General features: G+C 63.1%; 12 protein-coding genes. All 12 read left to right on the top strand.

The features are described 5' to 3' along the window. Nucleotides 1-140 precede the first annotated feature (140 nt). On the top strand, nt 141-1,262 hold the full coding sequence (locus MY55_RS16795) for a beta-ketoacyl-ACP synthase III (RefSeq protein WP_047236498.1): 1,122 nt from the start codon (nt 141-143) through the stop codon (nt 1,260-1,262). Nucleotides 1,263-1,434: 172 nt separating this feature from the next. Beyond that, entirely contained in the window at nt 1,435-3,030 is a 1,596-nt protein-coding gene (locus MY55_RS16790) for an ABC transporter substrate-binding protein (RefSeq protein ID WP_043580525.1), read from the top strand. Between the two features lie 413 nt (nt 3,031-3,443). Further along, nucleotides 3,444-4,472, top strand: a complete 1,029-nt coding sequence (locus MY55_RS16785; RefSeq protein ID WP_043580527.1) for an ABC transporter permease subunit — start codon at nt 3,444-3,446, stop codon at nt 4,470-4,472. Nucleotides 4,473-4,485: 13 nt separating this feature from the next. Continuing rightward, on the top strand, nt 4,486-5,400 hold the full coding sequence (locus tag MY55_RS16780; protein WP_043580528.1) for an ABC transporter permease subunit: 915 nt from the start codon (nt 4,486-4,488) through the stop codon (nt 5,398-5,400). Between the two features lie 11 nt (nt 5,401-5,411). Then, nucleotides 5,412-6,392 (top strand): ABC transporter ATP-binding protein, encoded by a 981-nt coding sequence (locus tag MY55_RS16775; protein WP_043580530.1) that lies wholly within the window; start codon nt 5,412-5,414, stop codon nt 6,390-6,392. Continuing rightward, entirely contained in the window at nt 6,385-7,356 is a 972-nt protein-coding gene (locus MY55_RS16770; protein ID WP_043580532.1) for a peptide ABC transporter ATP-binding protein, read from the top strand. The genes MY55_RS16775 and MY55_RS16770 overlap by 8 nt, the downstream gene beginning before the upstream one ends. 112 nt (nt 7,357-7,468) lie before the next feature. After that, the gene (locus MY55_RS16765) at nt 7,469-7,876 is read left to right on the top strand and encodes a VOC family protein (RefSeq protein ID WP_043580534.1); all 408 of its coding nucleotides are present in this window, start codon (nt 7,469-7,471) and stop codon (nt 7,874-7,876) included. 100 nt (nt 7,877-7,976) lie between these two features. Beyond that, on the top strand, nt 7,977-8,498 hold the full coding sequence (gene coaD / locus MY55_RS16760; protein ID WP_047236496.1) for a pantetheine-phosphate adenylyltransferase: 522 nt from the start codon (nt 7,977-7,979) through the stop codon (nt 8,496-8,498). 77 nt (nt 8,499-8,575) lie between these two features. Then, complete coding sequence (locus MY55_RS16755; RefSeq protein ID WP_047236495.1) at nt 8,576-9,520, top strand: class I SAM-dependent methyltransferase; 945 nt, start codon at nt 8,576-8,578, stop codon at nt 9,518-9,520. A 235-nt stretch (nt 9,521-9,755) separates the two neighbouring features. Then, entirely contained in the window at nt 9,756-10,958 is a 1,203-nt protein-coding gene (gene gltS / locus MY55_RS16750) for a sodium/glutamate symporter (protein WP_047236494.1), read from the top strand. A gap of 125 nt (nt 10,959-11,083) precedes the next feature. After that, nucleotides 11,084-11,446 carry a thioredoxin gene (gene trxA / locus MY55_RS16745; protein ID WP_065202750.1) on the top strand — a complete coding sequence of 121 codons (363 nt, stop codon included), beginning with the start codon at nt 11,084-11,086 and terminating at the stop codon, nt 11,444-11,446. Nucleotides 11,447-11,560: 114 nt separating this feature from the next. Then, entirely contained in the window at nt 11,561-12,109 is a 549-nt protein-coding gene (locus tag MY55_RS16740; RefSeq protein ID WP_043580543.1) for a glutathione peroxidase, read from the top strand. The last annotated feature ends 272 nt before the right edge of the window (nt 12,110-12,381 follow it).

Below are 12,381 nucleotides of genomic sequence, written 5' to 3'. Positions count from 1 at the left end.
TTTTACTAGGTTTAACTTGTTGCGGGCTATGGATTTCTTACTTTTTGCGGGGGCTTGTGTAAAATCGCGGCAATATTCGGCCGCATAGGCTGGCCGCCATGTTTGCTCCCGCGCCCGCGGGTGAAAAAGGACAAATCAACATGCATAAGGTTGTTATCAGCGGGACTGGCCTGTTCACCCCGCCCCATGCCGTCGGCAATGCCGAGCTGGTGGAGGCGTTCAACGCCTACGTCCGCGACTTCAATGCCGCCAACCGGGCGGCCATCGACGCGGGAGAGGTGGCGGAACTGGCCGAATCCAGCGCCGAATTCATCGAAAAGGCCTCCGGCATCAAGCAGCGCTTCCTGATGGACAAGGGCGGCGTGCTGGATCCGGCGCGGATGGCGCCGCATCTGCCGGAGCGCGGCAATGACGAATTGTCGCTGCAGGCCGAGATGGCTGTGGCCGCCGCGCGCCAGGCGCTGGAAGCCGCCGGCCGCGCCGCCGCCGACATCGACATGGTGATCGTCGCCTGCTCCAATATGCAGCGCCCGTATCCGGCGATGGCGATCGAGGTGCAGCAGGCGCTGGGCATCGCCGGCTTCGCCTTCGACATGAACGTCGCCTGCTCGTCCGCCACCTTCGGCATCCAGACCGCGGTCGGCGCCATCGCCACCGGCCAGGCGCGCGCGGTGCTGATGGTGAACCCGGAGATCTGCTCGGCCCACCTGAACTTCCGCGACCGCGACAGCCACTTCATCTTCGGCGACGCCTGCACCGCGGTGGTGCTGGAGCGCGCCGACGCGGCCACTTCGGCGCAGCGTTTCGAAGTGCTGGGCTGCAAGCTGGCCACGGTGTTCTCCAACAATATCCGCAATAACTTCGGCTTCCTGAACCGCTGCGACGAGGCCGGCGTCGGCCAGCCGGACAAGCTGTTCATTCAGCAGGGGCGCAAGGTATTCAAAGAGGTGTGTCCGATGGTGGGCGAGCACATCGTCGCGCATCTGGGCAGCCTGGACATCGCGCCGGAGGGCGTGCGCCGTTTCTGGCTGCACCAGGCCAACCTGGCGATGAACCAGCTGATCGCCAAGCGAGTGCTGGGCCGCGAGGCCGACAATGTGGAGGCGCCGGTGATTCTGGATCGTTATGCCAACACCAGTTCGGCCGGCTCCATCATCGCCTTCCATCTCCATTCGCATGATCTTGCGGCTGGGGATGTCGGCGTCATTTCTTCTTTCGGCGCGGGCTATTCCGTCGGGTCGGTGGTGCTGAAGAAGCGATAGTCCGCCGCCTTGGCTGCCGCGATCGCGGCTGCCGTCCGCATAAAAAAGCCAGAGGGCGCTTGTCAAAAGCGCCCTCTGTGCATAATGTATCCCCCACCAGCCAAGTCTCAAGGCTCAGGTTGACTATCAGAAAAAGACTTTAACGGTCTGTACAAAGGAAAAGGGAAACATTATGCAAGCTTTCAAGAAGCTGCTGGTTGCTGGCGTGGTCGCGGGCTCTTCATTGGCGGCGCATGCCGCGGGTACTCTGGTGTTCTGCTCGGAAGGCAGTCCGGCGGGTTTCGACCCCGGCCAGTACACGACCGGCACCGACTTCGACGCCTCGGCCGAAACCGTATTCAACCGGCTGGTGCAATTCCAGCGCGGCGGCACCAAGGTAGTGCCGGGCCTGGCCGAAAAATGGGATGTTTCCGCTGACGGACTGTCCTACACCTTCCATCTGCGCAAGGGCGTGAAGTTCCAGACCACCGACTACTTCAAGCCGACCCGCGATTTCAACGCCGACGACGTGCTGTTCACTTTCAACCGCATGATCGACAAGAACCATCCGTTCCGCAAAGCCTACCCGACCGAGTTCCCGTACTTCTCCGACATGAGCATGGACGTGAACATCGTCAAGATCGAGAAGCTCGATCCGTATACCGTCAAGTTCGGCCTGAAAAAGGTGGATGCCGCCTTCGTGCAGAACATGGCGATGAGCTTCGCCTCCATCCAGTCGGCCGAGTATGCCGACAAGCTGCTGAAGGATGGCAAGCCGCAGCTGATCAACCAGCAGCCGGTCGGCACCGGCCCGTTCATCTTCAAGCGCTACCAGAAGGACGCGCAGATCCGTTTCGTCGCCAACAAGCAGTACTGGGACAAAGTGGATGGCCCCAAGGTTGACAACCTGGTGTTCGCCATCACCACCGACGCCTCGGTGCGCTACCAGAAGCTGAAGGCCGGCGAGTGCCAGATCACCACCTTCCCGCGCCCGACCGACATCCCGGCGATGAAGGCGGATCCGAAAATGCACGTGATCTCGCAAGCAGGCTTCAATCTGGGCTATCTGGCTTACAACGTCCGGCATAAGCCGATGGACAAGCTGGAAGTGCGCCAGGCGCTGGACATGTCCATCAACAAGAAGGCCATCCTGCAAGCGGTGTACCAGGGCGCCGGCCAAGCCGCGACCAACCCGATGCCGCCGACCCAGTGGTCGTACAACAAGAGCCTGAAGGACGCGCCGTACGATGTGGCCAAGGCCAAGGCGCTGCTGGCCAAGGCCGGCTACCCCAATGGTTTCGAGATCACCTTGTGGGCGATGCCGGTGCAGCGCCCGTACAATCCCAACGCCAAGCTGATGGCCGAGATGATCCAGTCCGATTGGGCCAAGATCGGCGTCAAGGCCAAGATCACTTCCTATGAATGGGGCGAATACATCAAGCGCTCCAAGGCGGGCGAGCATGATGCGATGCTGATCGGCTGGACCGGTGACAACGGCGATCCGGACAATTGGCTGAGCACCCAGCTGGGCTGCGAGGCGCTGAACGGCAACAACTTCACCAAGTGGTGCTACAAGCCGTTCGAAGACCTGATCCAGAAGGGCAAGACCACCGCCAACGTCGCCGAACGCACCAAGCTGTACATGAAGGCGCAGGAGATCGTGAAGCAGCAACTGCCTTACACCACCATCGCGCACTCCACCGTCAACCAGCCGATGCTGAAGTCGGTGCAGGGCTTCAAGGTCAGTCCGTTCGGCATGAACTCCTTCTACGGCGTCAGCATCAAGTAAGGCTGGCCTGAAAAAGGCGTTATTTCAGAACGAGGCGGCGGGGAGCTCGCTCCCCGCCGCCTGGCGACAAGTGTAGGCGTTGACAGCCGTCCGGCAGAGAGGGCGCCGGCGCCGACATGGCAGTATCTGCACAGGAATGGAGTGGAACGCGGGAGGGGCGGCTTGCAGCCGGCTTGACCTGCGTCAAGCCGCGGGAAGAGGGACGCTGATATCGTTTTCCTCGCCGCGGCAGTGGCTGCAGCTAAGGCTGGTGGGTGGTTTAGTTGCCTGTCCGCTGCCCGGCACCCTTTTTTCTCCCTTCGCCGAGAGGCGATCCGTTTTCCTTTCCTGTGTCGATTCCTTGCACGCGATGTCTGGGTTAGATGGCGCGCGCGGCGTTCGAGGCCGCGCCTGCGTCCAGGAGAGGTTTATCCATGTTTGCATTCATTCTGCGGAGGCTGGGCCTGCTGGTGCCCACCTTCTTCGGCATCACGCTGCTCACGTTCGGCCTGATCCGCATGATTCCCGGCGACCCGGTGGAAGTGATGGTGGGCGAGCGCACGCTCGATCCCAAACTGCACGCCGAGGCGCTGCATCGTCTGGGGCTGGACAAGCCTTTGTACGCGCAATATTTCGACTATGTCACCAACCTTCTGCACGGCAATCTGGGTGAATCGCTGGTGACCAAGGTGGGCGTCTGGACCGAGTTCAAGACCCTGTTCCCGGCCACGCTGGAGCTGGCGCTGTCGGCGCTGTTGTTCGCCGTCGTCTGGGGCTTGCTGGCCGGCGTGCTGGCCGCGATCAAGCGCGGCTCGCTATTCGATCACGGCGTGATGGGCATTTCGCTGACCGGTTTCTCGATGCCCATCTTCTGGTGGGGCCTGATCCTGATCATGTTCTTCTCGGTCAAGCTGGGCTGGACGCCGGTGTCGGGCCGCATGGACCTGATGTTCGACATCCATCCGCGCACCGGCTTCATGCTGATCGACAGCTATCTGGCCGAGATGGCCGATCCGGAAGGCAACGCCGGCGCGTTCAAGAGCGCGCTGAGCCACCTGATCCTGCCGTCCATCGTGCTGGGCACCATTCCGCTGGCGGTGATTGCGCGGATGACCCGCTCGTCGATGCTGGAAGTGCTGCGCGAGGATTACGTGCGCACCGCGCGCGCCAAGGGCCTGTCGCCCGCCCGCGTTATCTTCATCCATACGCTGCGCAACGCGCTGATCCCGGTGCTGACCGTAATCGGCCTGCAAGTGGGCACGCTGATGGGCGGCGCGGTGCTGACCGAGACCATCTTCTCCTGGCCCGGCATCGGCAAATGGCTGATCGACGCCATCGCCCGCCGCGACTACCCGGTGGTGCAGAACGGCATTTTGATGGTGGCCACGCTGGTGATCGTCACCAACTTCATCGTCGACATCCTGTACGGCATCGCCAACCCGCGCATCCGTCACGCCAAGTAAGCAGGGACGCATTATGAGCCAAACCAAGCAAAACGCGGCCCCGGCCGACCTGGCGCTGTCTTATCCGTCTCCGCTGAAGGAGTTCTGGCAGGGCTTTTCCCACAACAAGGGCGCGGTCGCCGGCCTGATCTTCGTGCTGTTCATCGTCGCCTGTGCGCTGTTGGCGCCTGTCATCGCGCCGTACAGCCCGATCGAGCAGTACCGCGACCACATGCTGACCCCGCCGGCCTGGGAGGCCGGCGGCAGCGTGCAGTTCCTGTTCGGCACCGACGAGTTGGGCCGCGACATCCTGTCACGCTTGATCCACGGCGCCAGACTGTCGCTGTTCATCGGCCTGATGTCGGTGCTGATGGCGCTGATCCCCGGCGTGGTGCTGGGGCTGTTGGCCGCCTTTTTCCCGAAGGCGCTGGGCGCTTCCATCATGCGCTTGATGGACATCATGATGGCGTTGCCGTCCCTGCTGCTGGCGGTGGCCATCATGGCCATCCTCGGCCCCGGCCTGACCAACGCGATGATCGCCATCGCCACCGTGTCGTTGCCGGCTTACGTGCGGCTGACCCGCGCCTCGGCGATGACCGAGCTGAACCGCGACTACGTGGTGGCTTCGCGGGTGGCGGGCGCCGGCCTGTTCCGGCTGATGTTCGTCACCGTGCTGCCCAACTGCATGGCCCCGCTGATCGTGCACGCCACCATGAGCTTTTCCTCGGCCATTCTCGAAATCGCCGCGCTGGGCTTCCTGGGCCTGGGCGTGCAGCCGCCGACCGCCGAGTGGGGCACCATGCTGGCCTCGGCCCGCGATTACATCGAGAGCGCCTGGTGGGTGGTGACGCTGCCGGGCCTGACCATTCTGCTGTCGGTGCTGGCGATCAACCTGATGGGCGACGGCCTGCGCGACGCGCTGGATCCGAAGCTGAAGCGCGCCGCCTGAGGATAAGAAACATGAGTCTGTTGCGAATCAAGAATCTGTCGGTGGAGTTCGGCGCCGAGAAAAATCCCTTCCGCGCGGTGGAGGGGCTGGACCTGACTGTGGCGCAAGGGGAAATCGTCGGCATCGTCGGCGAGTCCGGCTCCGGCAAATCGGTCACCATGATGGCGATGATGGGCCTGTTGGAAGGCCAGGGCCGCATCGTCGCCGACGAGCTGAGCTTCGACGGCAAAGACTTGCTGACCATCTCCGCGCGCGGCCGCCGCAAGATCGTCGGCAAGGATATCTCGATGATCTTCCAGGATCCGATGACGGCGCTGAATCCCAGCTATACCGTCGGCTACCAGATCATGGAAGTGCTGAAAGTGCACCAGGGCCTGCGCGGCGCCGCCTTGAAAGCGCGCGCGCTGGAACTGATGCAGCAGGTGGAGATTCCGGCCGCGGCTTCGCGGCTGGACGCCTATCCGCACCAGCTGTCCGGCGGCATGAGCCAGCGCGTGGCCATCGCGATGGCCATCGCCTGCAACCCCAAGCTCCTGATCGCCGACGAGCCGACCACCGCGCTCGACGTCACCATCCAGGCCCAGATCATGGAGCTGCTGGTGAGTCTGCAGAAGAGCCAGAACATGGCGCTGATCCTGATCACCCATGATCTGGCCGTGGTGGCCGAAGTCGCGCAGCGCTTGGTGGTGATGTACGCCGGCCAGTCGGCGGAGGTGGGCGGCGTGCCCGGCATTTTCCGCCAGCCGGCCCATCCGTATACCGAGGCGCTGTTGTCGTCGATTCCGGAGCACAGCAAGGGCGCGCGCCGGCTGGCGACGTTGCCCGGCATCGTGCCCGGACAATACGACCGTCCGAGCGGCTGCCTGTTGTCGCCGCGTTGTCCGTATGTGCAGGAGAACTGCCGCAGCCAGCGGCCGGGACTCACGCCGCAGCCGAATGGCGCGGTGCGTTGCCACTACCCGTTGCTGGCCAAGGAGAAGCAGCATGACTAGCGTTTTGCAAGCGCGGGACCTGACCCGTTACTACGATGTGGCGCAGGGCTGGCTCAAGCCCAAGGCGCAGGTGAAGGCGCTGGGCGGCGTATCGTTCGAATTGTCGGCCGGCCGCACGCTGGCGGTGGTCGGCGAGTCAGGCTGTGGCAAGAGCACGCTGGCGCGCCAATTGACGCTGATCGAGCAGCCGACTTCCGGTTCGCTGATCCTCGACGGCCAGGATGCGGCCAAGGCCGGCGGCGCCGAGCTGAAGGCGATGCGGCGCAAGGTGCAGATGGTGTTCCAGAACCCGTACGGCTCCCTGAATCCGCGGCAGAAAATCGGCGACCAGCTGTCCGAGCCGCTGCTGATCAATACCGAGCTGTCGGCGAAGGAGCGGGAAGAGAAGGTCAGGGGCATGATGGCCCGCGTCGGCCTGCGTCCGGAGCACTACTTCCGCTATCCGCACATGTTCTCCGGCGGCCAGCGCCAGCGCATCGCCATCGCCCGCGCGATGATGCTGAACCCCAAGATCGTGGTGGCGGACGAGCCGACCTCGGCCCTCGACGTATCGATCCAGGCGCAGGTGTTGAACCTGTTCATGGACCTGCAGGAAGAGTTCAACACCGCCTATGTGTTCATTTCGCACAACCTGGCGGTGGTGGAGCACGTGGCCGACGACCTGATGGTGATGTATCTGGGCCGCGCGGTGGAGGTGGGCGCCAAGGACCGCGTCTACGACCGGCCGCTGCACCCGTACACCCAGGCGTTGCTGTCGGCGACGCCGTCCATCCATCCGGAGGACCGCCGCGTCAAGATCAAGATCGAGGGCGAGCTGCCCAGCCCGCTCAATCCGCCGTCCGGCTGCGCCTTCCACAAGCGCTGCCCGCATGCCAACGAGCGCTGCAAGAGCGAGGTGCCGCAGCTGCGCGAGCTGGATGCGCGGATGGTGGCCTGCCACCGCGCCGAGGAGATCAACGGCTAGGCCTTGGCCCTGCCGACAAGCAAGCCCGCGCGGTCAAGGCGCGGGCTTTTTTCATTTCATTGTCGTAAGCGCGGGCGTACACTGGCTTTCCCACCACTGACGGAGGCTTGCCATGCATGTGTATCCGTATCTCAATTTCAACGGACGCGCCGAAGAGGCGCTGCAGTTCTACCGCGAGGCCTTGAACGGCGACATCGCGATGCTGATGCGTTATTCGGACGCGCCGAAGGACACGCCGCCGATGGGCGATATCGACCCGAACTGGGTGATGCACGCCCGGCTGGCGTTCGGCGCCAATGTGCTGATGATTTCCGACACCGACCGGCCGGCGCCGCCCAGCCAGCAGATTGTGCTGTCGATCAACCTGGACGGCGACACCGCGGCGGCGGAGAAGGCTTTCGCGGCGCTCAGCGCCGGGGGGCAGGTGACGGTGCCGCTGGGCAAGACTTTTTGGAATGCGCTTTTTGGCTGTTTTAGTGATAAATTCGGCGTCAACTGGATGATCAACTGCCAGTTGTGACAGAATTTTGACAATGTGGGCGGTGCGGCGCCGTTTTGCCGCATCGCACAAATATTCCTTTACCCTCCCGCCTTCGCAAGATACATTCGCCATGGAACTCATGCCAAAATCCAAAGGAAAACGTCAATTGAAGAGAGCCGTGTATGCCGGAAGCTTCGATCCGGTGACCAATGGCCACCTGTGGATGATTCGCGAAGCCGTGGAACTGTTCGACGAACTCATCGTGGCGGTCGGGGTGAACCCGGACAAGCACTGCACCTTCGATGTCGAACAGCGGGTGGGGCTGCTGCGCGAAGTCACCGCCGGCTTCAGCAAGCTGCGGGTGGACGTGTTTGAAAACCAGTTTCTGGTCAACTACGCGCAAAGCGTGGGAGCCAATTACATCGTGCGCGGCATCCGCACCGCCAGCGACTATGAATATGAACGCACGATGCGCTACATCAACTCCGACCTGCACCCGGACATCACCACGCTGTTCCTGCTGCCGCCGCGCGAATACGCCGAGGTGTCGTCCACCATGGTCAAGGGCCTGGTGGGGCCGCGCGGCTGGGAAGGGATGATCCGCCAATACCTGCCGGAGCCGGTCTATCGCAAGATGCTGGCGATGTATTCGCAGCAATAGCGCTTATAATGCGGTTTTGAATCACCAGCCGCGCCAGATTCGTCTGGCGCGTTTGTTTTGCCGTCTCGAGGATAGCCATGCAGGATGTCAGCGCCTTCGCCAACCGTCTGGCCAAGAATTACAAGCATTACGCCAAATGGGCGCGCCGCCAGGGGCTGGACGCCTGGCGCGCCTACGACAAGGACGTGCCGCAGTTCCCGTTCGCGGTCGACATCTACGGCGGCAAGGTGCATCTGCAGGAGTACGACACCGGCTGGGAAATGGCCGACGACGACTACCGCGCCTGGATAGACGCGGTGGTGGCGGCTATCGAGCAAGTGACCGGCATTGCCGCTGCCGCCGTCACGCTGAAGAACCGCCGCCGCCAGAAGGGCGTCAGCCAATACGAAAAGGTGGGCCGCGAGGGTGACGATTTCATCGTTGAGGAATTCGGCCAGCGCTTCATCGTCAATCTGGACCGCTATCTGGACACAGGCCTGTTTCTCGACCACCGCAACACCCGCAAACGGGTGCGCGAAGAGGCGGCAGGCAAGCGCTTCCTCAATCTGTTCGCTTATACCGGCAGCTTCACCGTCTACGCCGGCGCCGGCGGCGCGGCGTCGTCCGAGACGGTGGACATGTCCAATACCTACCAGGACTGGTCGCGCCGCAATTTCGAGCTGAACGGCCTGGACTCGTCCCGGCACAAGCTGGTGCGCGCCGATGTGTTCCAGTATCTGGAAGAGGCGGTGGACGCCGGCAAGCAGTTCGATCTGATCGTGATGGACCCGCCCACCTTTTCCAACTCCAAGAAGATGCGCGACATCCTGGACGTGCAGCGCGACCACGTCTGGCTGATCGACTACGCGATGGCGCTGCTGGCGCCGGGCGGCAAGCTGTACTTCTCCAACAACCTGCGCAGCTTCGCGCTGGACGAGCGTCTGCGCGGCGATTATCAGATCCGCGATATCAGCGAGCAGTCGGTGCCGGAAGACTTCCGCAACCGCAAGATCCACCAGTGCTGGCAGATCAGCCGCGGCTGACGAACGCATGCCGCTGATTGTAAAAAGTTTTTACGCGAACTTTTTCTCCGCTTCCGCTCTCCTATAAGAAAGCGCGTTTCCGCATGGAGTCGCCGACCAGCCAGCCGGCGGCCTTCGCGCCGCCTCGCCGCGCCAGCGGCGGGATGTGGAGCGCCTCCATGCCTTCCTGATTCATCGGTTTGTCTGCGCCGCGCCGCGGACGCGTTTTCGCTCGAAAACGATAAAGGGAGAACCGATGATCCAACTCGACTTCTACGGCACGCTGGTGGCCGCCTCGCTGGTCCTGCTGCTGGGGCGCAAACTGGTCGCCCATAGCGGCGCGCTGCGCACCTACAATATCCCCGAGCCGGTGGCCGGCGGCCTGCTGGTCGCGGCCGCCTTGCTGGCCTCGCGGCAGTTTTCCGGTGTGGAGGTGCGCTTCGACGCCTCGCTGCAAACGCCGCTGATGCTGGCCTTCTTCGCCGCCATCGGCCTGACCGCCAACCTGGCCAGCCTGAAGCAGGGCGGCAAGTCGGTAGGCATCTTCCTCGGCGTGGTGGTGGGCCTGCTGTTGGTGCAGAACACCTTGGGCGTGGCGGTGGCCAGCGCGCTGGGGCTGGACCCGCTGATGGGCTTGCTGGCCGGATCGATCACCTTGTCCGGCGGCCATGGCACTGGCGCCGCCTGGAGCGGCACCTTCGCCGACAAGTACGGCTTGGCCTCCGCCGCCGAACTGGCGATGGCTTGCGCCACCTTCGGCCTGGTGCTGGGCGGCCTGATCGGCGGGCCGGTGGCGCGCTTTCTGGTCAAGCGGGTGAATACGCCGGGCGCCGAGCACAACGCCGATCAGCCGCCGCAAGGCTTCGAGCAGCCGGACGCGCAGCGGCTGATCACGCCGCATTCCTTCATCGAAACGCTGGCATTGATCGCGGTCTGCCTGCTGGGCGGCACTTTTCTCGGCGGCCTGCTGAAAGGCACGGCTTTCGAGCTGCCGACTTTCGTCTGCGTGCTGTTCGTCGGCGTGCTGATCAGCAATGGCTTGGCGGCGCTGGGTTGGTACAAGGTTTTCGAGCGCGAGGTATCGGTGGTGGGCAACGTCAGCCTGTCGCTGTTCCTGGCGCTGGCGCTGATGTCGCTGCGGCTGTGGGACCTCGCGGCGCTGGCCTTGCCTATCTTCGCCCTGTTGCTGCTGCAGACGCTGGCGATGGCTTTGTACGCCGTGTTCGTCACCTTCCGCGTGATGGGGCGCAACTACGATGCCGCGGTGCTGGCGGCCGGCCATTGCGGCTTCGGCCTGGGCGCGACGCCCACCGCCATCGCCAATATGCAGGCGGTGACCGAGCGCTTCGGCCCCTCGCATCTGGCCTTTCTGGTGGTGCCGATGGTGGGCGCTTTCTTCATCGACATCGTCAACGCCATCGTGATCAAGCTGTACCTGGCTTTGCCCTTCGTCGGCTGAGCGGGCTATCGGCCGGATTGAAAAATACAACCGGCGCGATCGCTTGCAATGGCCCGGGGCCGCTCATATCTTGATGGCAGACAGCCCGCCGCTGGCGGGCCACCCGATTACGAAAGAGAGCCGCCATGTCTTATATCAACCTCACCGCCGACAATTTCAACGCCAATATGAGGGAAGAAGGGTTGGTCATCCTGGACTTCTGGGCGCCGTGGTGCGGCCCGTGCAAGATGTTCGGCCCGGTGTTCGAGGCGGCGGCGGAAAAGCACGCCGACATCGTGTTCGGCAAGATCAATACCGAAGACGAGCGCGACCTGGCCGCCCACTTCAATATCCGCTCCATTCCGACGCTGATCGCCATCAAGGATGGCATCATGGTCTTCAACCAGGCCGGCGCGATGATGGGCGCGCAGTTCGAGCAGTTGCTGCAGAGCCTGCGGGACTTGGACATGGACAAGGTGCGCGCGGAAATCGCCAGCCAGCCGGAATGACAGGCCGGCGGCGCGTGCCGCCGCGATGTGAGAGGATGGGGCAGTGCGCGGGCGCATTGCCCTATTCTTATATCTGGAGCAAAGCCGGGTGGCGCATCCGGCGGGGAGGTCGTCATGAAACGTTGGGGATATCTGCTGTTGCTATGGGGGCAGGCCGCCTTGGCCGCGTGCCCGCCATTGCTCAATTACAAGGTGCCGGGCTTGATGGGCGGCGAGATCAATCTGTGCCAGTACGCGGAGCAGCCGGTGCTGGTGGTCAACACCGCCAGCCATTGCGGCTTCACGCCGCAGTTCACCCAGCTGGAGTCTCTATATAAGCAATACGGTCCGCGCGGCCTGGTGGTGATCGGTTTTCCCAGCAACGATTTCTTCCAAGAACTGGATCAGCCCAGCGAGATCGGCGCGTTCTGCCAGGCCAATTACGGCGTGACCTTTCCGATGGCCGGCAAGGGCCACGTGCGCGGCGGCGACGCGCAGCCTTTCTTCAAGGCGTTGATCGCCGCCACCGACGACGCGCCGGTGTGGAACTTCCACAAGTACCTGATCCTGCCGGGCGCGAGCAAGGTGGTGAGCATCTCCACCCGCACGAAACCGGACGCGCCGGAAGTGGTGGACGCTTTTCTGCCCTATCTGAAGCCGCCGGCCGCTCCCGCGCAGCCTTGAGGCCGCGTAGCAGGGCACGGAGTGCAGCGAAAACGCCGCGGATCGCGGCGTTTTTCATGAAGAGCTGAAATTCTTTTTGTGTCATATTGATGGTTTATCAATGGTTTGCGTGTTCTTCCGCCATCTTTTTGCATTTTTTGTGGCGAAAGGTGTTGACGGGTGTGGGTCCCGGGCGTATAGTTCGCCTCCTCAGCTGACGCAGCGAACGAAACAGCGGAAACAAAACAGTTCCGGTGATGACGACGCAGCGATCGGCACCGCTCTTTAACAGG

Source organism: Chromobacterium subtsugae, assembly GCF_001676875.1.
GTDB lineage: Bacteria > Pseudomonadota > Gammaproteobacteria > Burkholderiales > Chromobacteriaceae > Chromobacterium > Chromobacterium subtsugae.
This window is presented reverse-complemented; position numbering and strand designations above follow the sequence as displayed.

Bases quoted from the DNA above. Each gene is read 5' to 3' on its own strand.
- MY55_RS16790 (WP_043580525.1), top strand. From the start codon at position 1,435: ATGCAAGCTTTCAAGAAGCTGCTGGTTGCTGGCGTGGTCGCGGGCTCT.
- MY55_RS16785 (WP_043580527.1), top strand. From the start codon at position 3,444: ATGTTTGCATTCATTCTGCGGAGGCTGGGCCTGCTGGTGCCCACCTTC.
- MY55_RS16775 (WP_043580530.1), top strand. From the start codon at position 5,412: ATGAGTCTGTTGCGAATCAAGAATCTGTCGGTGGAGTTCGGCGCCGAG.
- MY55_RS16780 (WP_043580528.1), top strand. From the start codon at position 4,486: ATGAGCCAAACCAAGCAAAACGCGGCCCCGGCCGACCTGGCGCTGTCT.
- MY55_RS16755 (WP_047236495.1), top strand. From the start codon at position 8,576: ATGCAGGATGTCAGCGCCTTCGCCAACCGTCTGGCCAAGAATTACAAG.
- MY55_RS16765 (WP_043580534.1), top strand. From the start codon at position 7,469: ATGCATGTGTATCCGTATCTCAATTTCAACGGACGCGCCGAAGAGGCG.
- MY55_RS16740 (WP_043580543.1), top strand. From the start codon at position 11,561: ATGAAACGTTGGGGATATCTGCTGTTGCTATGGGGGCAGGCCGCCTTG.
- MY55_RS16795 (WP_047236498.1), top strand. From the start codon at position 141: ATGCATAAGGTTGTTATCAGCGGGACTGGCCTGTTCACCCCGCCCCAT.
- gltS (WP_047236494.1), top strand. From the start codon at position 9,756: ATGATCCAACTCGACTTCTACGGCACGCTGGTGGCCGCCTCGCTGGTC.
- MY55_RS16770 (WP_043580532.1), top strand. From the start codon at position 6,385: ATGACTAGCGTTTTGCAAGCGCGGGACCTGACCCGTTACTACGATGTG.
- trxA (WP_065202750.1), top strand. From the start codon at position 11,084: ATGTCTTATATCAACCTCACCGCCGACAATTTCAACGCCAATATGAGG.
- coaD (WP_047236496.1), top strand. From the start codon at position 7,977: ATGCCAAAATCCAAAGGAAAACGTCAATTGAAGAGAGCCGTGTATGCC.